This window comes from Gordonia otitidis NBRC 100426, from assembly GCF_000248075.1.
Classification (GTDB): Bacteria; Actinomycetota; Actinomycetes; order Mycobacteriales; family Mycobacteriaceae; genus Gordonia; species Gordonia otitidis.
This window is the reverse complement of record NZ_BAFB01000005.1, coordinates 25,068-46,715: the sequence shown is the minus strand read 5'-3', so window position 1 is coordinate 46,715 and position 21,648 is coordinate 25,068. Positions and strand designations below refer to the sequence as shown.

20 protein-coding genes are annotated in these 21,648 nt (G+C 65.2%); 2 read left to right on the top strand and 18 right to left on the bottom strand.

Annotated features, from left to right (window positions below):
* Positions 1-125 precede the first annotated feature (125 nt).
* The 18 genes from tuf to GOOTI_RS00670 all read right to left on the bottom strand — a co-directional run bounded on the left by tuf (position 126) and on the right by GOOTI_RS00670 (position 19,115).
* Positions 126-1,316, bottom strand: a complete 1,191-nt coding sequence (tuf, locus tag GOOTI_RS00755; protein WP_007236639.1) for an elongation factor Tu — start codon at positions 1,314-1,316, stop codon at positions 126-128.
* A 111-nt stretch (positions 1,317-1,427) separates the two neighbouring features.
* A complete protein-coding gene (gene fusA, locus GOOTI_RS00750; protein ID WP_007236638.1) occupies positions 1,428-3,533 on the bottom strand; it encodes an elongation factor G in 2,106 nt (701 codons plus the stop codon).
* Between the two features lie 89 nt (positions 3,534-3,622).
* Positions 3,623-4,093, bottom strand: coding sequence for a 30S ribosomal protein S7 (gene rpsG, locus GOOTI_RS00745; RefSeq protein ID WP_007236637.1), 471 nt, complete (start codon positions 4,091-4,093; stop codon positions 3,623-3,625).
* Positions 4,094-4,099: 6 nt separating this feature from the next.
* Positions 4,100-4,471: a 30S ribosomal protein S12 gene (gene rpsL, locus GOOTI_RS00740; RefSeq protein ID WP_039993009.1), complete on the bottom strand. Its 372-nt coding sequence runs from the start codon at positions 4,469-4,471 to the stop codon at positions 4,100-4,102.
* A 488-nt stretch (positions 4,472-4,959) separates the two neighbouring features.
* A complete protein-coding gene (locus tag GOOTI_RS00735; RefSeq protein WP_007236635.1) occupies positions 4,960-5,619 on the bottom strand; it encodes a hypothetical protein in 660 nt (219 codons plus the stop codon).
* Positions 5,620-5,768: 149 nt separating this feature from the next.
* Positions 5,769-6,659, bottom strand: a complete 891-nt coding sequence (locus GOOTI_RS00730; RefSeq protein WP_007236634.1) for an exodeoxyribonuclease III — start codon at positions 6,657-6,659, stop codon at positions 5,769-5,771.
* A gap of 39 nt (positions 6,660-6,698) precedes the next feature.
* Complete coding sequence (locus GOOTI_RS25935) at positions 6,699-7,721, bottom strand: DUF6158 family protein (protein WP_007236633.1); 1,023 nt, start codon at positions 7,719-7,721, stop codon at positions 6,699-6,701.
* A complete protein-coding gene (gene fdxA / locus GOOTI_RS00720) occupies positions 7,718-8,047 on the bottom strand; it encodes a ferredoxin (RefSeq protein ID WP_007236632.1) in 330 nt (109 codons plus the stop codon). Before fdxA ends, GOOTI_RS25935 begins: the two co-directional genes overlap by 4 nt.
* A gap of 9 nt (positions 8,048-8,056) precedes the next feature.
* A complete protein-coding gene (locus GOOTI_RS00715; protein WP_007236631.1) occupies positions 8,057-9,070 on the bottom strand; it encodes an NAD(P)/FAD-dependent oxidoreductase in 1,014 nt (337 codons plus the stop codon).
* A gap of 5 nt (positions 9,071-9,075) precedes the next feature.
* Positions 9,076-10,650: a benzoate-CoA ligase family protein gene (locus GOOTI_RS00710; RefSeq protein ID WP_007236630.1), complete on the bottom strand. Its 1,575-nt coding sequence runs from the start codon at positions 10,648-10,650 to the stop codon at positions 9,076-9,078.
* Positions 10,651-10,654: 4 nt separating this feature from the next.
* The gene (gene boxC / locus GOOTI_RS00705) at positions 10,655-12,388 is read right to left on the bottom strand and encodes a 2,3-epoxybenzoyl-CoA dihydrolase (RefSeq protein WP_007236629.1); all 1,734 of its coding nucleotides are present in this window, start codon (positions 12,386-12,388) and stop codon (positions 10,655-10,657) included.
* A gap of 67 nt (positions 12,389-12,455) precedes the next feature.
* Positions 12,456-13,949 carry a benzoyl-CoA 2,3-epoxidase subunit BoxB gene (gene boxB, locus GOOTI_RS00700; RefSeq protein WP_007236628.1) on the bottom strand — a complete coding sequence of 498 codons (1,494 nt, stop codon included), beginning with the start codon at positions 13,947-13,949 and terminating at the stop codon, positions 12,456-12,458.
* A gap of 145 nt (positions 13,950-14,094) precedes the next feature.
* Positions 14,095-14,814: an SDR family NAD(P)-dependent oxidoreductase gene (locus GOOTI_RS00695; RefSeq protein ID WP_039993008.1), complete on the bottom strand. Its 720-nt coding sequence runs from the start codon at positions 14,812-14,814 to the stop codon at positions 14,095-14,097.
* Between the two features lie 2 nt (positions 14,815-14,816).
* The gene (locus tag GOOTI_RS00690; protein WP_007236626.1) at positions 14,817-15,692 is read right to left on the bottom strand and encodes an amidohydrolase family protein; all 876 of its coding nucleotides are present in this window, start codon (positions 15,690-15,692) and stop codon (positions 14,817-14,819) included.
* Positions 15,693-15,738: 46 nt separating this feature from the next.
* Positions 15,739-16,995 carry an NAD(P)/FAD-dependent oxidoreductase gene (locus GOOTI_RS00685; protein WP_007236625.1) on the bottom strand — a complete coding sequence of 419 codons (1,257 nt, stop codon included), beginning with the start codon at positions 16,993-16,995 and terminating at the stop codon, positions 15,739-15,741.
* Complete coding sequence (locus GOOTI_RS00680) at positions 16,995-17,315, bottom strand: 2Fe-2S iron-sulfur cluster-binding protein (RefSeq protein ID WP_007236624.1); 321 nt, start codon at positions 17,313-17,315, stop codon at positions 16,995-16,997. Before GOOTI_RS00680 ends, GOOTI_RS00685 begins: the two co-directional genes overlap by 1 nt.
* A 124-nt stretch (positions 17,316-17,439) precedes the next feature.
* Positions 17,440-18,645, bottom strand: coding sequence for a cytochrome P450 (locus GOOTI_RS00675; protein WP_007236623.1), 1,206 nt, complete (start codon positions 18,643-18,645; stop codon positions 17,440-17,442).
* An 83-nt stretch (positions 18,646-18,728) separates the two neighbouring features.
* Entirely contained in the window at positions 18,729-19,115 is a 387-nt protein-coding gene (locus tag GOOTI_RS00670; protein ID WP_007236622.1) for an SRPBCC family protein, read from the bottom strand.
* Between the two features lie 393 nt (positions 19,116-19,508).
* On the opposite strand from GOOTI_RS00670, the gene GOOTI_RS00665 reads away from it, so the two are divergent.
* Both GOOTI_RS00665 and GOOTI_RS00660 read left to right on the top strand, forming a co-directional pair.
* Positions 19,509-20,561: an AraC-like ligand-binding domain-containing protein gene (locus GOOTI_RS00665; RefSeq protein WP_007236621.1), complete on the top strand. Its 1,053-nt coding sequence runs from the start codon at positions 19,509-19,511 to the stop codon at positions 20,559-20,561.
* A gap of 174 nt (positions 20,562-20,735) precedes the next feature.
* A complete protein-coding gene (locus GOOTI_RS00660) occupies positions 20,736-21,605 on the top strand; it encodes a PaaX family transcriptional regulator (protein ID WP_051997821.1) in 870 nt (289 codons plus the stop codon).
* Positions 21,606-21,648 lie beyond the last annotated feature (43 nt).

The window sequence follows — 21,648 nt, the reverse complement described above, 5'->3', positions numbered from 1 at the left end:
CATCGCCGGCGCGGCCATCGGCGGCCCGGCGCACGACGTACGCCGGACATAGCAAGGGCGCCCGGTCACTGTCGTGACCGGGCGCCCTTGTCGACTCAGTGAGTCAGAGCATCAGTGAAGCGAAATCACTTGATGATCTTGGTGACTCGACCCGCACCGACCGTGCGGCCACCCTCGCGGATGGCGAAGCGCAGGCCCTCGTCCATGGCGACAGGCTGGATGAGCTTGACGCTCATCTCGGTGTTGTCGCCCGGCATGACCATCTCGGTGCCCTCGGGGAGGGTCACGACGCCGGTCACGTCCGTGGTACGGAAGTAGAACTGCGGACGGTAGTTGTTGAAGAACGGGGTGTGACGGCCGCCCTCGTCCTTGGACAGGATGTACGCCTGGCCCTCGAACTCGGTGTGCGGGGTCGTGGTGCCCGGCTTCACGATGACCTGGCCACGCTCGACGTCCTCACGCTTGAGGCCGCGGAGCAGCAGACCGGCGTTGTCGCCTGCCTGAGCCGAATCGAGGAGCTTGTGGAACATCTCGATGCCGGTGACGGTGGTCTTGGTCGACTTGTCGCGGATGCCGACGATCTCGACTTCCTCGTTCACGTTGACCTCGCCGCGCTCCACACGACCGGTGACCACGGTGCCGCGGCCGGTGATCGTGAAGACGTCCTCGACGGGCATCAGGAACGGCTTGTCGGTCTCGCGGACCGGGTCCGGGATCGACTCGTCGACAGCGTCCATCAGGTCCTCGACGGACTTGACCCACTCGGCGTCGCCCTCGAGAGCCTTCAGCGCCGACACCTTGACAACCGGTGCGTCCTCGTCGAAGTCCTGGGCGGCCAGCAGTTCGCGGACCTCCATCTCGACGAGCTCGATGATCTCCTCGTCGTCGACCATGTCGGCCTTGTTCAGGGCGACCAGGATGTAAGGCACACCGACCTGACGGGCCAGCAGCACGTGCTCGCGGGTCTGCGGCATCGGGCCGTCAGTGGCGGCGACCACGAGGATCGCGCCGTCCATCTGAGCAGCACCGGTGATCATGTTCTTGATGTAGTCGGCGTGACCCGGGGCATCGACGTGCGCGTAGTGACGCTTCTCGGTCTCGTACTCGACGTGGGAGATGTTGATCGTGATACCACGAGCCTTCTCCTCCGGAGCCTTATCGATCTCGTCGAAGGCCGATGCCTTGTTGAGCTCCGGATACTTGTCGTGCAGGACCTTGGTGATAGCCGCGGTCAGGGTGGTCTTGCCGTGGTCGACGTGACCGATGGTGCCGATGTTCACGTGCGGCTTGGTCCGCTCGAACTTCGCCTTCGCCACTTGTATGTCCTCCTGGACTGTGTTGCTCTACTGGGCGGATCCCAGCAGGGGTTTTCTCTTACGTTGTCCGCGCCGTTGGCGCGCGGTCAAAGCCGTGGACCGGCCGGCGAATTACTCGCCGGTGGCCTTGGCGATGATCTCCTTCGACACGTTCGCCGGAACCTCGGCGTACGAGTCGAACACCATGGAGTAGTTAGCCCGGCCCTGGGTCCGCGACCGGAGGTCGCCGATGTAGCCGAACATCTCCGACAGCGGGACCTGTGCCTTGACGACACGGGCACCACTGCGCTCCTCCATGGCCTGGATCTGGCCACGGCGGGAGTTCAGGTCGCCGATCACGTCACCCATGTAATCCTCCGGAGTCGTGACCTCGACGGCCATGATCGGCTCCAGGATGACCGGGCTCGCCATCTTCGCTGCCTCTTTGAGAGCCTGCGAACCGGCGATCTTGAAGGCCATTTCCGACGAGTCGACGTCGTGGTACTGACCGTCGAGCAGCGTGACCTTCAGGTTGACCAGCGGATAACCGGCGAGCACACCGTACTGCATGGCGTCCTGCGCACCGGCATCCACCGACGGGATGTACTCGCGCGGGACGCGACCACCGGTGACGGCGTTCTCGAACTCGTAGGTCGCACCGTCCTCGGCATCCGTGAGGGGCTCGAGCTTGATGATGACCTTCGCGAACTGGCCGGAACCGCCGGTCTGCTTCTTGTGCGTGTACTCGTGCTTGTCGACCGTCTTGCGGATGGTCTCGCGGTAGGCGACCTGTGGCTTGCCCACGTTGGCCTCGACCTTGAACTCGCGCTTCATGCGGTCGACGAGGATGTCGAGATGGAGCTCGCCCATACCGCCGATGACGGTCTGGCCGGTCTCGTCGTCGAGCTGCACGGAGAACGTCGGGTCCTCTTCGGCGAGCTTCTGGATCGCGGTGCCGAGCTTCTCCTGGTCGGACTTGGTCTTCGGCTCGATCGAGACGTTGATGACCGGGTCCGGGAAGCTCATCGACTCGAGCACAATCGGTGCGCTCGGATCGCACAGGGTGTCACCGGTGGTGGTGTCCTTGAGGCCGATCATCGCGTAGATGTGGCCCGCGGTTGCCTCCTCGACCGGGTTCTCCTTGTTGGCGTGCATCTGGAACAGCTTGCCGATGCGCTCCTTCTTGCCCTTGGTCGCGTTGAGCACCTGGGTGCCCGCCGCGATGTGGCCGGAGTACACACGCACGAACGTCAGCTTGCCGAAGAACGGGTGGGCAGCGATCTTGAACGCCAGAGCCGAGAACGGCTCGTCACGGCTGGGCTTACGGGAGAGGATCTCCTCCTCGTTGCCGACCGCGTGGCCCTCGACGCTCGGCACGTCAAGCGGCGACGGCAGGTAGTCGATGACCGCGTCCAGCATCGGCTGCACGCCCTTGTTCTTGAAGGCCGAGCCGCACAGCACCGGGTAGTACTCACGTGCGATGGTGAGCTTGCGGATGGCGCCCTTGATCTCGTCGACGGTGAGCTCTTCGCCGCCGAAGTACTTCTCCAGCAGCTCCTCGTCACTCTCGGCGATGGTCTCGAGCAGCTTCTCGCGGTACTCGGCCGCCTTCTCCTTGAGATCCTCGGGGATCTCCTCGATGGTCGGCTCCGCGCCGATCTCGACCGTGCCGCGCCAGGTGATCGCCTTCTGCTCGATCAGGTCGACGACACCGTCGAAGTTGTCCTCGGCGCCGATCGGCAGCTGCAGAACCAGCGGCTTGGCACCGAGACGCTCCTCGATGGTGCGCACGGTGAAGTAGAAGTCGGCGCCCAGCTTGTCCATCTTGTTGACGAAGCAGATACGCGGGACGTCGTACTTCTCGGCCTGACGCCAGACCTGCTCGGACTGGGGCTCGACACCCTCCTTGCCGTCGAAGACGGCTACGGCACCGTCGAGCACACGCAGGCTGCGCTCCACCTCGACGGTGAAGTCGACGTGCCCGGGGGTGTCGATGATGTTGATCTGGTTGCCGTTCCAGAAGCAGGTCACGGCAGCGGAGGTGATGGTGATACCCCGCTCTTTCTCCTGCTCCATCCAGTCGGTGGTCGAGGCACCGTCGTGGGTTTCACCGATCTTGTAGTTCACACCGGTGTAGAAGAGGATTCGCTCGGTCGTGGTGGTCTTGCCGGCATCGATGTGGGCCATGATGCCGATGTTGCGAACCTTATTCAGGTCGTTGAGCACTTCCTGTGCCACTTAATCGCCTCGCAATTTCGCTAAGAGGTGGTTGTGTTGGGTGCCGACCGAGCCGGTGGTCCGAAACGGAGCCACCGACCCGGACGAAATCACCAGCGGTAGTGCGCGAACGCCCGGTTGGCCTCAGCCATCTTGTGGGTGTCCTCGCGACGCTTGACCGACGCGCCGAGGCCGTTGGAGGCATCGAGCAGCTCGTTGGCCAGACGTTCGACCATGGTCTTCTCACGACGCTGACGGCTGAAGGTCACCAGCCAGCGCAGCGCGAGCGTGTTGGCGCGGTTCGGCTTGACCTCGACGGGCACCTGGTAGGTGGCGCCACCGACGCGACGGCTCTTGACCTCGAGGGTCGGCTTCACGTTGTCGAGCGCGCGCTTGAGCGTGATGACCGGATCGGTACCGGTGTTCTCACGCGCCTGTTCGAGGGCCTGGTACACGATGCGCTCGGCGGTCGACTTCTTGCCGTCGAGCAGGATCTTGTTCACGAGCTGGGTGACCAGCGTCGAGCCGTAGACCGGGTCGTTGACGAGGGGACGCTTGGGTGCGGGTCCTTTACGTGGCATCGCTTATCAGCTTCCCTTCTTGGCGCCGTAGCGGCTGCGAGCCTGCTTGCGGTCCTTGACACCCTGGGTGTCGAGCGAGCCGCGGATGATTCGGTAGCGAACACCGGGGAGGTCCTTCACGCGACCGCCGCGGACGAGCACCATCGAGTGCTCCTGCAGGTTGTGACCCTCACCCGGGATGTAAGCGGTGACCTCGACGGAGCTCGTCAGGCGCACACGGGCGACCTTACGGAGCGCGGAGTTCGGCTTCTTCGGGGTGGTGGTGTAGACGCGGGTGCACACGCCGCGACGCTGCGGGCTCCCCTTGAGGGCTGCCGTCTTCTTCTTGGCGGCCTTGTCGTGACGGCCCTTGCGGACCAGTTGGTTAATCGTTGGCACTGGTGAGTTTCTTTCCTCGTTGTCGTCGTGTCGTGGTTTGTGCTCCGGGCAAACACACAGAGCCGAAGTTCCGATTCTGGTTGCTTCCACAACTCGCCCCACCGGCACTTCTGTGCTGGTCAGTACAGTTATTGCTACCCCGAGGTCGGGCGTGTCAAACACCCGACAGCGGACTCGCTTGGTGTGGTCCGGCGCGCCTGGGACGTGTCGGGACGTTCTCTGCGAGAGAATGAACCCGATCCGATCACCACCGGTATCCCGGCGAGGGCATGCGGACGTCGCCCGGGCAGCCGGGCACCGACGATCCACTCTACCGACCCGATTTCCACAGGTCAAAAAACGGATCCACTGTCCTACTCGCAGCTCACCGCCGGGTGAACACGTGGTGTCGCGTACGGGTTGTCAACGGCGGAGCGCGCCGTCGTGTTCCCGACGTCGTGCCTGGTCGACGGCCTGATCTCGATGCGTGGCCATGCGTGACCGCCGAATCAGTGAGCGAGCAGAACCTTGAGCAGCACGACCACCGCGGCGAGCCCTGCGGTGGCAACGCCCGCCACGATCACTCTCATGCTCACCCGGTTTCCGCGTACACGCTCGACGACGATCGGCACGCTCGCGATACGTAGCACGACGACCGCCCCCGCCAGCCCGTGCGCCCATGCCGTTGGCAGCACATCGGCCCAGCCGAGGGCCAACGCGATCGCGGGAAGGATCGCCGACGAGATGATGGGCGTCGCATCACGGAGTTCGTGGCGCACATGGGCCCGCGCACCGTCGTCCGCGGGCGGATGCTCACTCCCGGGGTGTCCTTCGTCGTGCGCGCCGCCATCCTGCGCCGACGACCCACTGTGACCGTGCGCCTCGGGAATGCTGCTCCCGGCGACGAGGTCGGCGAAGACGTGCGCGATGTAGGTCGTCAGCCCGGTCCCGAGGACCAACCAGACGGCCTCACCGTTCTCGACCGCATGCGCCGACGCCGTCACCAGGGCGGCGAGCACCATGATGTTCCCGTAGACGTACGCCGACAGCCGAGATGCCGCACGGTCCGGTGCGAGCGGCCCGCCTCGACGTCGCGTGAGGATTCCGCGCCATTCGGCGCGCGGGGTTCGGACGGGCGGGGTTCGGGCGGGCGGGACCTGTGAGGTCATGGCCTGATGCTGTCACGTCCCGGCCGCAGCAATGCGGTGTAACCCTCACCCGCCCGGGGATGACCCTCACGTTGCGGTTGCCCAGGAGTGCGGTTTCCGCACCTCTGGGCAACCGGAATCGCACGGTGGCGTCGACGGACTACCGGTCCCTACTTGGCCTGCGGCAGCCGTGCTGTCGCGCCACGACGCGCGGGGTTCGACGGAGGAGGCACCATCGGTCCGATGTCGCCGTCGGGAGCTGTGTCGAGGTCGACGACGACCGGCGCGTGATCGCTGGGTTTGGTCCCCTTGCGCGCCGCGCGATCGACCCATGCGGCCTTCACCCGTCCGGCGACGTCGGCACCGGCGAGTATCAGATCGATCCGCATGCCGAGGTCCTTGTGGAACATGCCCGCCCGATAGTCCCAGTAGCTGAAGACGCGGTCGTCGGGCCATCGATCCCGGACCACGTCGTGCAGGCCGAGTCCCTCGATGTCCTCGAGCGCCGACCGCTCGGCGACGGTCACGTGGGTGTGTCCGGCGAACGCGGCGGGGTCGTAGACGTCGGCGTTGGCCGGCGCGATGTTCATGTCGCCGCACAGCATGGTGTTCGACGGGGCATCGACGCCGGTTCCCGCAGCGACGACCTCGCGCAACCGCTCCAGCCACGCGAGCTTGTAGTTGTAGTGATCGGAGTCGGGCTCACGCCCGTTGGGTACGTAGAGCGAGTAGATACGCACACCACCGCAGACGGCGGACACGGCGCGCGCCTCCGGGTCAGTCGTCGGGTCGGGAAAGCCGGGCGCGCCGTCGAAGTTGTCGACGACGTCGTCGAGTCCCACCTTCGACAGGATCGCCACGCCGTTCCACTGTCCCTGCCCGACGTGCGCGAATTCATAACCGCGCTCGGCGAATTCGGGGCCGAGGACCGTGTCGAAGACGTCGTCGGAGAGTTTGGTCTCCTGCAGGCAGACGACGTCGGGTGAACGTTCGTCGAGCCACGGCAGCAGTCTCGGGATGCGTTGCTTGACAGAGTTCACGTTCCAGGTCGCCACGCGCATGCAAACCACGGTAGTCAGGTGCTCGACTGCGGTGGAACGTCAGTAGCGTTGAAACTCCGGGTCGACGTATCCGCCTTCTTCCTCCGCGCCGGGGCCCCGGTCGACGGCGTCGTCGAAGACGGGAGCATAGAGCGGGTGATCCGGATCTCGGATGACCCGGCCACCGACCCTTTTTCGCAAGGTCTCCCCCGCCTCGTCGGCGACGTAACCGCGACCGATGAGCCAGGCACTGACCTTCGCCCGATGACCACGATCACCGCGCACGGTGTTGTACACGTAGTTCACTCCACGTGCCGCAGCCTCACTCTCGAGATGGTCGAGGATGAATCCACCGATGCCATGGGCCTGCCGGTGTGGCTCCACCGCGAGCAATATCTCGGCGTCGCCCCACGCGCTGTCCATCCACCCGTACCCGACGACGCCGTTGTCGTCCTCGGCGCGCCACCACTGTCCCGTGAGTGCTGTATCTCCCGTCGTCGGGGCGATATCGAACACGCCGTCGGGCGCATAGCCGACGATGCGTTCGCGATCAGCGTCCCATCGTGGCTGCGGATCGTAGACCCAGGTGAGGTCGGGGACACTGTGCGGCCCGGAGCCGCCCTGTCCCGCATCGCGATTGCCGCGCGCCACCTCCCGACCGGCGGGTGTGAGCACTCGGTCGGCCCGGTCGGCGTCGAGATAGCCGCGCTCGCCGTACAGCGAGGCGAGCACCTCGCGCGGCACCTGGCATTCGCGAGCGATCTGGTGCAGTTCGAGTTTGTGCACCCGGCCGCCGGCAGCGTCGACTGCTGCGAGTAGCGCGGTCACCGGGTCGCCGGTCGCCCGGTCGGGTGGAACCGGATCGTGTCCCTGCCAGGTCCGTTTGGGATGACGACGCAGATACTCCTGTTCGAGCGCGAGCATCCGCCGGGTGTGGTTCGCGAACTGTTCGGCGGTGCCGTGGAGGAACACCCAGTTGCGGGTGTCGTGGGACTGCTTGCCCTGTAACTCGAGTTCGGCGTCGGAGAGTTCTTCGACAGGTCGGCCGAGTCCCTTGTCCGCGCGGTCTGTTGTGATGCTCATTTGTCCGCCACCATCGGGGTGTCGACGCCGATCGGTCCGGTCTTGTGAGAACCGCCCGGCGCACCCACGGGCTCGGACCGACCGGGCAGCAGCTCGGTGAAGAACCGTCGGCCGTCCTCGACGAACTCCTCGTCCTCCGGCGCGACCCGACGGTCCTGACTGATCGCCTCCACCGGGCACACCGGCTCACAGGCCCCGCAATCGATGCACTCCTTCGGGTTGATGTAGAGCTTGCGCTCGCCCTCGTAGATGCAGTCGACCGGACATTCCTCGGTGCAGGATTTGTCCATCACGTCGATGCACGGACTTGCGATCACATAGGGCATGACGCCTCCTCAAGCGGTGACCGGCGCGGGCTGGGCGTCGGTCGAATGTCCTGGGAACAGTTGCGCATCGGGGTCGAGATGAACCGCTGCGTTGTTGACCGCGGTGGCGACTTCGCCGAATCCCACGGAGATCAGCCGGACCTTTCCCGGGTAGTCGGTGATGTCGCCTGCCGCGTAGATGCCCGGGCGTGCTGTACGCATCGCCGAGTCGACGACGATGTGGCGGTTGTCGTGCAGTTCGAGTTCCCAGTCACGTAGCGGACCGAGATTCGCCAGGAAACCCAGGGCTGCGACTACGCGCTGACAGCGGACCTCGCGTCCGGCGCCATCGGCCTTGTGGGTGATGTGCGCGGCACGCAACTCGGTGTCGCCGGTCAGTGCGGTGACCTCCGCGTCGGTGACGATCTCGACGCTCGACGCCATCACCTGATCGACCGTTGCCTGATGCGCGCGAAATGCGCTGCGCCGGTGCACGAGGGTGACCGAACCCGCGATCGGTTCGAGCATCGATGCCCAGTCGAGCGCGGAGTCGCCACCGCCCACGATGACGACGTCGGCACCGCGGTACGGCTCGGCGTCGGGCACGAAGTACTCCAGACCTCGGCCGAGAAAATCTTCTCCCGCAGGCAGTTTGCGCGGTGTGAAGGTGCCGATGCCACCGGTCACGACGACAGCGCCACAGTCGATCTCCTCCCCCACCGAGGTGGTGATCGTGTGCCGACCGTCGGCGTGGGTCACGCAGCCCTGCACCTCCCGACCGAGTAGATACTCCACGTCATGTCCGGCTGCCTGCGCCTGGAGACCGGCAACGAGGTCGCGGCCCTTGATCGCAGGGAAACCGGCGACGTCGAAGATGAGCTTCTCCGGGTACATGGCGGTGATCTGTCCCCCGATCTGGGAGAGCGAGTCCACGACGATGGTGCTCAGTCCCCGCGCGCCTGCGTAGTAGGCGCCGTAGAGACCCACGGGTCCGGCTCCGACGATCACGAGATCCACGCGAGTGCGCGGGTTCGCAGAAATCATTCCTGTCACACCCCCGTCGTCGTCGCGGTCGGCAGCATCTGCTGGCGGACCCGGAACCGCTGCAGCTTCCCGGTCGCCGTCTTGGGTAGATCCTCGACGAAGACGACGTCGCGCGGACGCTTGAACGACGCCAGACCTTCTCTGCACCAATCGATCAGCTCAGCCGCTGTCAACGTCGACGGCGCATCGTCGGTCAGGACGACCGCCGCGATCGGCTTGTCCAGTCCTGCCTCGTCCGGCAGACCGACGACCGCGGCTTCCGCGACGGCCGGGTGGGCCAGGAGTCGTGATTCGACCTCCGAGGGCGACACCCAGATACCGCCCGCCTTCAGCAGATCGTTCGACCTACCGAGACACTGGAAGTAGCCCTCGTCGTCCTGCAGGTAAGTGTCACCCGTCGACAGCCACGAGCCCTCGAACACGCTGCGCGTCGCCTCGGTGCGGTGCCAGTAACCGAGTGCGATGGACTCCCCGCGCACGTAGAGCCGGCCCGGGGTTCCGATCGGGACGAGGGCCCCGTCGCCGTCACGTATCTCCAATTCGTAACCGGGAACCGGCTTTCCGGTTGTTCCCGGCTTGATGTCAGTCGGGCTGTTCGACAGGAAGATGTGCAACGCTTCGGTCGAACCGATGCCGTCGAGGATGTCGATGCCGAAACGATCGTGGAACTTCGCCATCAGGGTCGGCGGCAATGCCTCACCAGCTGAGACTCCCCACCGCACCGAGGCGAATGCATCGTCGGGAAGTGTCGAGTTCAGCAGCGTCGCATAAAACGTCGGCACGCCGAAGAACAGTGTGGGCTTCCCCTGCGCCAATCGATCGGCTACGGATTCGACGGTCGGTCGCAGCGGCATCAGCAGCGACGTCGCGCCCGCGGCGAGAGGGAAGAACAGACTGTTCCCTATCCCGTAGGCGAAGAACAGCTTGGCCACCGAGAAACAGGTGTCGTCGGCCCGGATCCCGAGTGTCTGCCGACCGTAGGTCTCGTACACCCACTTGATGTTCTCGTGGCGGTGCATCGCCGCCTTGGGCGTGCCGGTCGTGCCGGAGGTGTACAACCACAACGCCCACGAGTCCGGGTTGGTCGCGGCGACGCCGATCGGGCTGCGCGCCAGGTCATCCCAGGAATGAGTGGTCACGTCCGAGTGCGGTGACGGCGGGGGCGCACCGGTGACGACGAAGTGGTCGACCTCGGCGGCACCGGCGACGGCTTGCGTCGCGGTGTCGACGAATTCGGCGCTCGCGATCACCGCCCTCGCACCCGAGTCGACGACGAGCTTGCAGAGTTCTTCTGCGTTCAGCATCGTCGAGACCGGCACGGCGACGAGTCCGGCATGGAAGGCCGCCAGGATGGTGACGGCCATCTCGACGTCGTCGCTCATCACCAGCAGAACGCGGTCGTCGGAGTGCAGGCCGAGGTGTCGCAGACCCGCGGCAACCCTGGAGACCTCATCGGAGAGTTCTGCGTACGTCACCGAGCGGGTGCCGATCAGCGCGGTCTTGTCACCGAGGCCTTCGGCCACGCGGGCGTGTACGAGATAGTCGGCTGCGTTGAAGCTCGCCGGGGCTGTGGACGTCATCGTGCTAGACCCTCCCGGTGTCGAACTCGGCACGCTGACCGGTTCCGTAGCGGCGTAACGCCCCCTCCGCGCCGGCGGCGTTGGGCCGTATGAAGATCCAGTTCTGCCACGCGGTCAGTCGCCCGAAGATCTTGGTCTCCACGGTTTCCGGTCCGACGAACCGGTGATTGGCCTCCATCCCGGTGAGTGCGTCCGGCGACAGCGAGGCACGTTCCTCGAGGACGATCCTCAATTCGTCGGCGAAGTCGATGTCGTCGAGCGCGAAGGTCACCAGCCCGAGTTCGTCGGCGGTCGGTGCATCCAATGGAATGCCGGTCGCGCGGACGACCGCATCGTATTCGTCGTCGTGACCATAGAACCTCGAGGCCAGTCGGGTCAGACCGTTGCCCATCGGATAGCTGCCGAAGTTCGACTGTGTCAGGACGATCACCGCCGGTTCGGCGTCGGGATCGACATCCTCGTATACGCCTTCGAGCATGTACTGGCGATCGCTCGCGTAGGCGATCTCGGCAAGGAATCCGACGAAGGCGCTACCGGGTTCGATCACGCTGATCAGGCTGCGGCTGGTCACGTCGAGTCGCTTGAACGTTCGCTTCAGGTAGTGGCGGATCTCGTTGACGAGCCAGTCGGAGGCGAGATCCTCGAGCTGCTGGTCATACGCACGGGCCGCCTCGGTGTCGCCGACCACTCTGAACACCCAGGTGCCCAGGTCGTTCTCGTTGGTTCGCAGACGCAGGATCACGTCGTCGAGTTCGCGCGCGAGCGCCAGCGGGAAGTAGTCGACACCCTGTGCGGCGACGCCCGCCGCGTCGGCGGGCGGATCGTTGTCGGCGACGTTGATCGTGATGTCTACACGTCGTGCGGCACGGTCGAGTTCGGCTGTGACATAGGTGTATTCGATTTGATCGTCGCTCTCGCGACGATCGAGCGGCGTGAGCACGACACCGACCGCATCCGATGGTCGCGTCGACGCCTCGACCGCCGCAGTGGCTCGTCGGGTGACGGCTGCGTCGAACTCGGATCGGGCAACCGTCTCGTCCACGAGCCCCCACTGCACGGCCGTCGCACCTCGAACGCCCTCCGCACGGGTGGCGAACACGTCCGCACGGTCCTTGCGTACATGGCGTTTGTCCACCACGCGGGTCAGGCCCCCGGTGCCGGGAAGCACACCGAGGAGAGGTACCTCGGGCAGCGACACCGCCGACGACCCGTCGTCGACGAGCACGATCTCCTCGCATGCGGCCGCGAGCTCGTATCCGCCGCCCGCGGAAGTTCCGTTCACCGCCGCGATATAGGTTTGGCCCGAGTTGGCAGTGGCGTCTTCGATACCGTTGCGCGTCTCGTTGGTGAACTTGCAGAAGTTCACCTTCCACGCATGGGGCGATGCTGCGAGCATCTTGATGTTGGCACCTGCACAGAACATCCGGTCGAGTCCGCTGGTGATGACCACCGCCTTCACCTCGGGATGCTCGAATCGTAAGCGCTGCACGGCATCATAGAGTTCGATGTCGACGCCGAGATCGTACGAGTTCATCTTCAGTTCGTAGCCCCCGACCAGCCCGCCCGTCGGGTCGACCGACAGGATCAAGCTGGCCACGGGGCCGTCGATGTCGAGTGTCCAGTGTCGGTATCGGGCGGGTTCGGTGTCGAAGTCGACCCGTGGAGGGGTCGCCGGCCGATCGGGGCTCGACGCGTCCGGCGACGTCGTGTCAACCGGCGAGGCAGTGGTAGCAGTCATCGGAATTCACCTTCGGGCTGTGCTGGTGGACGAACAAGGCGGTATGGGCGACGGCATCGGACGCGATTCAGAGCAGTGCCTCCTCACGGAGGTGCACGTAGTCGAATTCGACGGGCTGGTCGTTGATTCCGGTACTCGGCGGTGCGATCCAGCCGGCGAACTCGCCGTACTCGTAGTGCGGGATCATCAGAGCGGCGACCCGCGAGCGATCCTTCTCCAGCGGCAGCCAGTCGGCGACGTTGTCGTCCCACTCCTGTTGGGAGATGACCCGGCCGTCGGGTGAGATGAAGTGCTCGGCGTAAGTGCCGACCTTGCGATGGAATCCTTCGTGCGGCAGGTACAGCCGCTCCTCGAGACCGGCGTCCTCGAGGGCCTGGTTCCACCGTCGCACGCCGTTCTCACAGTCGGCGACGTACTCGTCTCGCAGGTCGAGGTTGAGCGCGGTCAGGTAGGGCACCTGCTCTTCGACGATCTGCCCGTCGCGCACCGAGCGCATCGGATAGGTCGCATCGGTCAGCACGTGGTCGTCCTTGCGTCGGGTCTCCTGCCAACGGCCTTTGAGACCGCCCGTGAAGTAGGCCGCGGCGTTCGTGGACTGTTCGGAACCGAACAGATCCATGGACACCGAGAACTGGAAGTTGAGGTACTTCTGGATCACCGACAGCGGGATCCCGCCATGCTCGAACAGGATGTCGTCGTCGGACCCGGACACGTTGTGCTCCACCATGAGTTCGGCGGTACGTTCCACGGTGCGCTGAACGCCCGTGGTCCCGACGAACATGTGGTGCGCTTCCTCCTTCAACATGAACTCACAGGTGCGTGCCAGCGGGTCGAAGGCCGACTCCTTGAGGGTGCCCAGCTGGTACTTGCCGTCGCGGTCGGTGAAGTAGGTGAACATGAAGAACTGCAGCCAGTCGGTGGTCTCCTCGTTGAATGCTCCGAGAATGCGCGGGGAGTCGAGATCACCGGAATTGCGTTTGAGCAACTGTTCGGCTTCGTCGCGGCCCTCGCGGCCGAAGTATGCCTGCAGCAGATAGACCATGGCCCACAGATGTCGGCCCTCTTCGACGTTGACCTGGAAGAGATTTCGGAGATCGTAGATGCTCGGCGCGGTGTTGCCGAGCACTCGCTGCTGCTCGACGGAGGCGGGTTCGGTGTCGCCCTGGACGGTGATGAGCCGCATCAACTCAGCGCGATACTCGCCGGGCACCTCCTGCCACGCCGGCTGGCCCTTGTGTTTGCCGAACGGGATGATCCGGTCCGGATTGCGCTCGGCCAGGAAGATGCCCCAGCGGTACTGCTCCATCGGCACGTGGTCGAAGTGTGCCCAGCCGTCACGACCGACTGCGATCGCCGTGCGCAGATACACGTCTTTCGTCGGCAGAGCGGGGCCGAGCGTCGTCCACCACTCGAGGAACTTGGGCTGCCAGCGTTCCAACGCACGTTGCAGTCGACGGTCCTCTGCGAGGTTGACGTTGTTCGGGATGCGTTCGGAGTAGTCGATCGGGCTGAGCGGTCCGGTGGGTGCCGGGGCGGCACCCGTGCGGTCTTCCACAGTCACGGCGGGTCCTCTCGTGAGTCGGGCTGTCTCGACAAACTCTACAATTTTCGCGCGTCGCGTCTATGCGTTTGTAGAATAAAAGTTGTCGAATTCGTGCACGATCCGAGACGGTCGAGCAGGGCCCGCACGCCATCAGATGTCTCGCTCAGAACAAGCCGCCGTTGGCGTCGATGACAGAACCGGTCACCCAACCCGAGTCGGGACCGACGAGCCACTCGACGACGCGAGCGACGTCGTCCGCGGTTCCCAATCGCCGGAAAGCATTTGCCGATGCCATCGCCTCGATGGCCGCATCGGCGGTCGATTCACGCAACCGGTCGGTGTCGGTCGCGCCGGGGCGCACGACGTTGACAGCAACCCCCCTGCGGCCGAGTTCTTTTGCTGCGACGCGCGTGGCCGCCTCCACACCGGCTTTCATCGCGGCATACGACGACTGCCTCGCCGGCGCGAGATACGCCGCGGCGCTCGAGAGCACAACCACCCGCCCGTCGTCCGCGACCTCGCGTCCGCACGCCGACAGCGTCAACAACACCGACTTCAGATTCACCGCGAAATCGCGTTCGACGATGTCCGCGGTCAACCCGTCGATTCTGGTGTAGTCCCAGGCGCCGGCACAGTGCACCACGGCGCGGAGCTCGCCGAGTTCTGCAGCGGCAGCCACCGCGTGTGCGGCACCCTCGTCCGTGGCCACGTCGGCACCGACGGCGACCGCCGCGCCTCCCTCTGCGGCGATCGCGTCGACCACCGAGGCCGCACGCCCGGCGTTGCGTCGGTATCCGACCGCGACCGCGTGCGTGGTGGCCAGCCGACGACACACCGCGGATCCGATTCCACCACCGCCGCCGATGACGAGCGCACTCGGCATACTCACGCCGGAACCTCCACCTTGCCTGCGATCCGTGTGAATACCCGCAGCGCATTACCGCCGAGGACGCCATCGAGAGCCGCGGACGAGAGACCAAGCCCGGCAAGGGCTTCGGCGTTGCGTCGAATCCCCGGCACCCCGGGCCAGTCGGTTCCGAAGATCATCTTGCGGGCAAGCCGGTCGAGGTCGAATCGGGCATAGTATTCGGGCAGTTTCCGGGGAGGGAGGCCGGCGAGATCCACCCAGACATTCGGCTTCGCCTGCGCCATGAATGCCGCGACGTCGTACCACCATCCACGACCACCGTGCGCGAAGACGAACTGGACCTCTCGGAAGTAGTCGACGGGATCGAGCAGCAACTCCGGGTTGCCCATGCTCGTCCGCGACCCGGGAAAGGTCGAGGTACCCGAATGCAATATCACCGGCAGACCGAGGTCGGCGCACCGTGCGTACACCGGATACAGGTCACGATCACCCGGATCGAATCCGCCGTGCACAGGGTGGAGTTTGAGCGCGACCGCCCCGAGGTCCACCTGCCGCATCAGTTCGTCGACCAGCGGAAAGTGCAGATGCGGATTCAGATTGGCGACCAGCGAGAACCTGTGCGGATACGCTTCGACGAGCGGAACCACATCGTCGATGCGTTGAATGCCGGTCGCCTTGGGGCTGTACTCGCAGAACAGAAGCGCGTGGTCGACACCCTCCTCGTCGAAGAGCGCGTCGAGCGCACAGGGATCCGGCTGTCCGGACGTGTCATACCCGCGACGCCACGGATGTCTCCCGGAGAACTCGTCCGCCCACTCCAACCATGCGGGAGCCAGGCTGTCGAGGAGAGGTGCGTGGACGTGCGAATCCACCAGTAGGCGGTCACCGATCATGCCCTCACACTACTGATATTTGTCGGATCGCAAGCCATAAGTAGCACTATGCGTTGGCGGCCGACGCGCCGCGAGCGAACTCCTTCAGCGTGAATCCCCGCCGTCCGGCCTCGGCCGGACCGAGGAACACGTTGTCCGCCAGTATCTTTCGTGCCGCCATGTGATCTGCGGGCGAGTTCACCGACTCGACGCAAGCCAGCCGGCCCGCGCGGAATCTGAGGACGGAGAACTTCTCCCCCGCGACATCACCGACGGTCACCGTGTCGTCCTGTTCCCCGCCGAGGCCGGCGATCTGGACGTTCAGGTCGAACTGATGCGTCCAGAACCAGGGAAGCGCCGCGTACCGGTCGACGGAGCCGCCTGCGATTCGCGCGGCAACACAGCGCGCCTGATCGGTCGCGTTCTGGACCGATTCGAGGCGGACCATTCCTGGCGCGTGCACGCTGGGATACGCCGCGCAATCCCCGATCGCACTGATCCTCGGATCGACCGTAAGCAAGGTCTCGTCGACCAGGATTCCGTTCCGGACAGCCAGTCCAGCGCTCTCGGCGACATCGGTGACCGGTTCGACGCCCACACCTATCACCACCAGGTCGGCGGGCAACACCTCACCGGAGGTCAGCTCCACCCCTGCCACCCGCCCGTTCGAGTCGTGGAGTCGGGCGACGCCGCTGCCGACGCGCACCACTGCGCCCTTCGATCGATGAGCGCTGGCGACGAACTCGGACAGCTCACGCGATACGACACGCCCCATGACGCGAGGGGCGGCCTCGACGACGGTCACCGCACAACCCGACCTTCTGGCTGCCGCGGCGACCTCCAGCCCGATGAAGCCCCCGCCGATCACGACCACCGTGGTGGCCGCACCGAGCGCGGTCCGCAACGCGCGCGCGTCGTCGAGGTCGTGCAGTACGTGAACTCCGGCCACATCGATCGCGGGCAGCGACAGTTGTCTCGGACGGGCACCGAGAGCAAGCACCAGATGGCCGTAGCGAAGGACCTCGGCGGAGTCGAGGCGGACGGCGCCTGCCCGACGGTCGATCGACGAGACCCGGGTGCCGACGCGCACCTGCACGCCGTGACGCTCGTAGAAGCTGTCGGGCCGGAACTCGAGCACCGCGTCGTCGGCCTCGTTGGTGAGATCCAGATAGGCCTTCGACAACGGCGGTCGCTGATACGGTCTCGCCGTGCCCGCCTCGACGATGGTGACAGGTCCGGCGAACCCGTTCTGCCGCAACGACACCGCGGTTTGGAACCCCGCCTGTCCCCCGCCGACGACGACGACACCCGCGTCCGCGTCCATCACTGGGCCGCTGGCAGGTCCACCACGAGACCGTCGTGGTCTGCGGTGACGAAGAGTTGGCACGACAGCCGACTGTTGGGCTCGCGTTCGGTCACCGCGCAGTCGAGCATCTCGTCCTCGTCTGCAGCCATCTCGGGAAAGTCCGCGGGGCTCTCGGCATCGACGAAGACATGACACGTAGCGCACATCGCGTTACCGCCGCATTCGGCGACGATCCCGTCGATCCCGGCCGAGATCGCAGCCTGCATGACAGAACTCCCGACGGATGCGTCGACGTAGTCCTCGGTGCCGTCGGATGACCGGTAGATGATCTTGGGCATTGCGCTCCTCTGAAGCTGTGGGCCGTTGGGCCATGGGCTGATCACGAGCTGTCGCCGCGCACGGCGGTGCGAGTGCCGGCACGGTGTGGTCGGTTGCTCTCGTCACCGACCACACCCGTACGACTCAGCGCGGATGAACACGCACCGGCTGCGATTCGAGGCTGCGGATGAGGTTGTTGACGTGCCGGACCGGCTCACCGGTCGGCTCTATCCGATCCACCTTGCGCACGAGTTCACTCATCAGCGAGAAGATCTCGAGATTCGACAACGACTTGCCCATGCAGGTGTGTACGCCGAATCCGAAGGCCAGGCTGTCGGCAGGGTTCCGTCGTACGTCGAAGCGCTCGGGGTCCGGATACTTGCGCGGGTCCCTGTTCGCGGCACCGTAGGAGTGATACATCCGCGTGCCGGCATCGACGGTGACATCACCGAAATCGACGTCAGCGGTGGTGACCCGGGTGAACCATTGCGCAGGTGATTCGACGCGCACACCTTCCAGAACTGCCGAGGGAATCAACGACGGGTCGTCACGCACCAACTCCCACTGATCAGGATGCTGTGAGAACAGCATCATCAGACTGCCGATGGCGCTGGCGGTGGTGTCGAGGCCCGCTGTGGCGTACCCGCCGAGGATCCCGAACGCCTGCTCCGGCGTGATCATCCCCTTGTGCGCGGCTTCCCAGGTCTGCGCACCGATGCTGCCGGGCCGGAATCCCTCTTCGCCCATGTTCTCCAGCACGTACCCGTAGAGCTTCTGCATACTCGGCAGGGTGTCGTCGAACGAACCGTCGGGTCCGCAGCAGTTGTAGGAGTCAGTTGCCCAGTGCAGCAGGTCGATTCGCAGCGCGGGGTCGGGATCCAGACCGATCAGGTCGAGGATGACCCGGGTCGGGAGGATCTGCGCGAACTCCGTGACGGCGTCGAATTCACCCTTTTCCACCACTTCGTCGACCAGACGCCCGGCCGCGGCTTCGATCGTGCCCGTGTACTGCGACGCGGCCTTGGGGCCGATGGTCTGCATCATCACCCGACGTAGTGGTGCGTGGTCTTGTCCGTCGAGACACGGCGCGAATGGGGCCCATGCGGTGTTGAGCGTGTCGTTCATGCCGATACCGTCGCCGGATTTGAAGATCTCCGGAGCGCCGAGAACGCGCTTGACCCCGTCGTAGCGGGTCACCGCCCACATGTCGTATCGGCGGAGATACGCGATCTCTCCGATGTCCTGCAGCGCCTTGTAGTCGGCGTAGGGATCCATCAGCGACGCCCGGCTGAACAGGTCGATGTCGGTGCCGTACTCGATGCGGGGGTCGATGGATGTCGATGTGGTCATGGGGATGAGTCCTCTCGTGAGTGAAGTGTCCGGCGGAGGGAAAGCGAACCCGGGTACGACGCATGATCACGTCGCGGCTGGATTCACTCGAGACGGTCGCGGATGCCCGACAACGATTCAGCGATCGCGGGGCCCATCACGTCGCCGATCGCGTCGGGAGCGATCTCGGTGCTGTAGACGACCAGGCTCGACGTCGGACTCGTTTCGATGACATCGACAGTGCCCAGGTGACTCTCGACCGGAAGGTCACCACCGACGATCTGATACTGGAATCGCCGCAGCGTCGAATCGCGGGTGACGATCCGCTCCTCCACCTTCGTTCCGTCCTGGAGGACGATGGTCCGGCTGGTTCCCTCGACAGCCGACGAGGCGATCAACGGAAACCAGCTCTCGATGGGATCGTCGACGACGACGCTCCAGACGACGTCGGCGGGCTTGGCGATGGCGAGTTCTGACCGCAGTGTGGCCATGACGGCTCCTCGAAGATGCTGGGGAAGATGCTGGGGACTGATGGACGCCCCGTACGGAACGTGGTTGCTCCACCCAGAGACCCTCAGGTGTGATGTGGAGCACGTCCCATTGAAGTGCGGCGATCACGTCGATGTTGTCGACGATGCGCCCGGGCGCTGTCACTTCCGTGCACACGTGCGACGTCCCCTTGGCCCCCACATGGCCTGACGCCCGCGTACGGAGCAGAGCGTGCACGTTTTCGACAGTCGTCTGGCACACAGGTGACAATCGGCAACCGCGCTACGTGTAACGTGCATCACACTGCCGCACTGTCGGCGACGTGCCGGGGACATGTCTGAACCAGCCCAGCGGTGTCCGCCGGCGTAGCGAGGCACCCACCATCGAGGCACACGATGACGAGCACACTGACGACCGATCACGAGACCCGCTCATCCGGCGGCGTACCGGAAGCTGCGGTACGTGCGACCGAATCGGGAATCCAGATAGCCCCCCGCGAACAGCTCGATGCGTGGAAGCACGCGGTGAACACCACCTTTTTCCCGCTGGAGGTGAATGCGTCGGAGTCGTCGCGCTTCGCCTGGGGGCTGCGGACCGGATACATCGGGCCGCTGCAGGTGACGCGTGCCGATGCCGATCCCGAACTCGTGATCCGCACCCCCAAGCAGGCGGCGTCGGACGACAACGATCACTATCTCGTCGCGCTGCAGATCCGTGGGTCGTGCCGATTCCGCCAGGATGGACGTGACGTGGAGATCCAGCCGGGAGAATTCACCATCTACGACTGCACCAGGACATTCGACGTCGAATGGCACGCCCAGCACAGCACGATCGTGGCCATGTTCGACCGCTCCCTGTTCGAACTGCGCCCTGACGAGGTCGCCCGGGTGACGTCGACGCCCGTGTCGGGGTCGGAGGGCACGGCGACGCTCGTGCGGTCGATGCTCGGTCAACTCTCCCGCACCCCGGATGCATACGGCGGATTGGCGGCCAACCGCGTCGCCTCGACGTTCCTCGACCTCCTCGCCACCGTCTACAGCTGCAGACTCGACCCCGACCTCCCGGCGTCCGAAGCGGCCCAACGCACCCTCCTGACGCGGGTGAAGGCCTATATCGAAGACCATCTCTTCGATCCGGACCTCTCGGTGGAATCGATCGCCGCGGCGCACTTCGTGTCGGTTCGCTACCTCCACCGCGTGTTCGAGAACGACGACATGACCGTCGCGCGATGGATACGCCATCATCGTATGGAGCAGTGTCGACGCGATCTGATCGATCCGCTGCTCGTCGGCAGGACGGTCGGAGAGATCGCCGCCCGCAACGGACTTCTCAATGCCTCGCATTTCAGCCAGATGTTCCGTAAGGAATTCGGTGAGAGCCCGAAGGAGTACCGGAATCGCACGTTGGCGCATGCGGCGATCCCCACCGCGTCCGCACACCGGCCCTGAGAGCACGGGTGCGACGAGAACGTGTGGCCGGCCGACCGTCGACCACTTCGAGATTCGACATAAATTGGACGGCACGTAGATGTAGTGTCACAGAATCGAGAGCAGGTTCTCAGCCGCCGGTCAGTAAGTTTGATGACCGTGCCGAATTCGAATGTGCGGAAGCGAAATGAAGCGATGACGTCAGCTGCCACTGCGGACCTACCCGAGACGCTCGCGGCAGCGGGGTCTCGCCGCCGCCAGGTGTCTGCAAGCAGCGCCCGAGCCCTGCTGCTGACCGTTCTGGGTGAGTTCGTCTACCCGCGCGACGAGCCGGTCTGGACCTCGACCCTCACCGTGGCCCTCGGCGAACTCGGCGTCGAGGAGAAGACCGCTCGCCAAGCGATCGCGCGGTCGGCCAACGAGGGGCTGCTCGACTCGACCCGTCTCGGCCGCCGGGTGCAGTGGGTGATCACCGACCCCGGCAAGCGTCTGCTCGCCGAGGGTACCGAGCGCATCTACTCGTTCCTGACCGACACGCGTTCTTGGGACGGGCGCTGGCTGATCCTGTCACTGGCGATCCCCGAGACTCAGCGGCGGCTCCGTCACCGACTTCGTGCCCAGCTCACCTGGGTCGGCCTGGGCTCACCGAGCCCCGGTCTCTGGATAACACCGGATGCCGGACACGAATCCGAGGTACGGCGCGTGGTCGACGAACTGGGACTCGACGATCGCGCGTTCGCGTGGGTCGGACCGCTCACCGCGATCGGTTCGCCGCAGAAGCTCATTTCCGACGCCTGGGCGCTCGGCGACGTGGAGGACGCATACCGAGGCTTCATCGAGACGTTCTCGACGATGGAGGCCACCACGCGATCCGCGGCGTTCACGTCGCAGATCAAGCTCGTGGGCGAATGGCGACGCTTCCCATTCCTGGACCCGAACCTGCCTGCCGAACTCCTCGACCATGCTTGGCCGGGGACGCAGGCCGTCGAGTTGTTCCATCGGAAGCACCGCCAGTGGCACACACGCGCACAACAGCATTGGACCGATCTCACGGCCCTGGAATGAGCCGACCACTCCGCAGGCCGTAGCCGTGCGGCACCACGACACG

Coding starts and splice junctions, on each gene's coding strand:
- GOOTI_RS00670 (WP_007236622.1), bottom strand. CDS start 19,115: ATGGCCACACTGCGGTCAGAACTCGCCATCGCCAAGCCCGCCGACGTC.
- GOOTI_RS00680 (WP_007236624.1), bottom strand. CDS start 17,315: ATGCCCAAGATCATCTACCGGTCATCCGACGGCACCGAGGACTACGTC.
- GOOTI_RS25935 (WP_007236633.1), bottom strand. CDS start 7,721: ATGAGCATCACAACAGACCGCGCGGACAAGGGACTCGGCCGACCTGTC.
- GOOTI_RS00665 (WP_007236621.1), top strand. CDS start 19,509: ATGACGAGCACACTGACGACCGATCACGAGACCCGCTCATCCGGCGGC.
- GOOTI_RS00735 (WP_007236635.1), bottom strand. CDS start 5,619: ATGACCTCACAGGTCCCGCCCGCCCGAACCCCGCCCGTCCGAACCCCG.
- GOOTI_RS00695 (WP_039993008.1), bottom strand. CDS start 14,814: ATGCCGAGTGCGCTCGTCATCGGCGGCGGTGGTGGAATCGGATCCGCG.
- GOOTI_RS00730 (WP_007236634.1), bottom strand. CDS start 6,659: ATGCGCGTGGCGACCTGGAACGTGAACTCTGTCAAGCAACGCATCCCG.
- GOOTI_RS00690 (WP_007236626.1), bottom strand. CDS start 15,692: ATGATCGGTGACCGCCTACTGGTGGATTCGCACGTCCACGCACCTCTC.
- GOOTI_RS00685 (WP_007236625.1), bottom strand. CDS start 16,995: ATGGACGCGGACGCGGGTGTCGTCGTCGTCGGCGGGGGACAGGCGGGG.
- GOOTI_RS00675 (WP_007236623.1), bottom strand. CDS start 18,645: ATGACCACATCGACATCCATCGACCCCCGCATCGAGTACGGCACCGAC.
- GOOTI_RS00710 (WP_007236630.1), bottom strand. CDS start 10,650: ATGACGTCCACAGCCCCGGCGAGCTTCAACGCAGCCGACTATCTCGTA.
- rpsG (WP_007236637.1), bottom strand. CDS start 4,093: ATGCCACGTAAAGGACCCGCACCCAAGCGTCCCCTCGTCAACGACCCG.
- boxC (WP_007236629.1), bottom strand. CDS start 12,388: ATGACTGCTACCACTGCCTCGCCGGTTGACACGACGTCGCCGGACGCG.
- GOOTI_RS00660 (WP_051997821.1), top strand. CDS start 20,736: ATGACGTCAGCTGCCACTGCGGACCTACCCGAGACGCTCGCGGCAGCG.
- GOOTI_RS00715 (WP_007236631.1), bottom strand. CDS start 9,070: ATGATTTCTGCGAACCCGCGCACTCGCGTGGATCTCGTGATCGTCGGA.
- fdxA (WP_007236632.1), bottom strand. CDS start 8,047: ATGCCCTATGTGATCGCAAGTCCGTGCATCGACGTGATGGACAAATCC.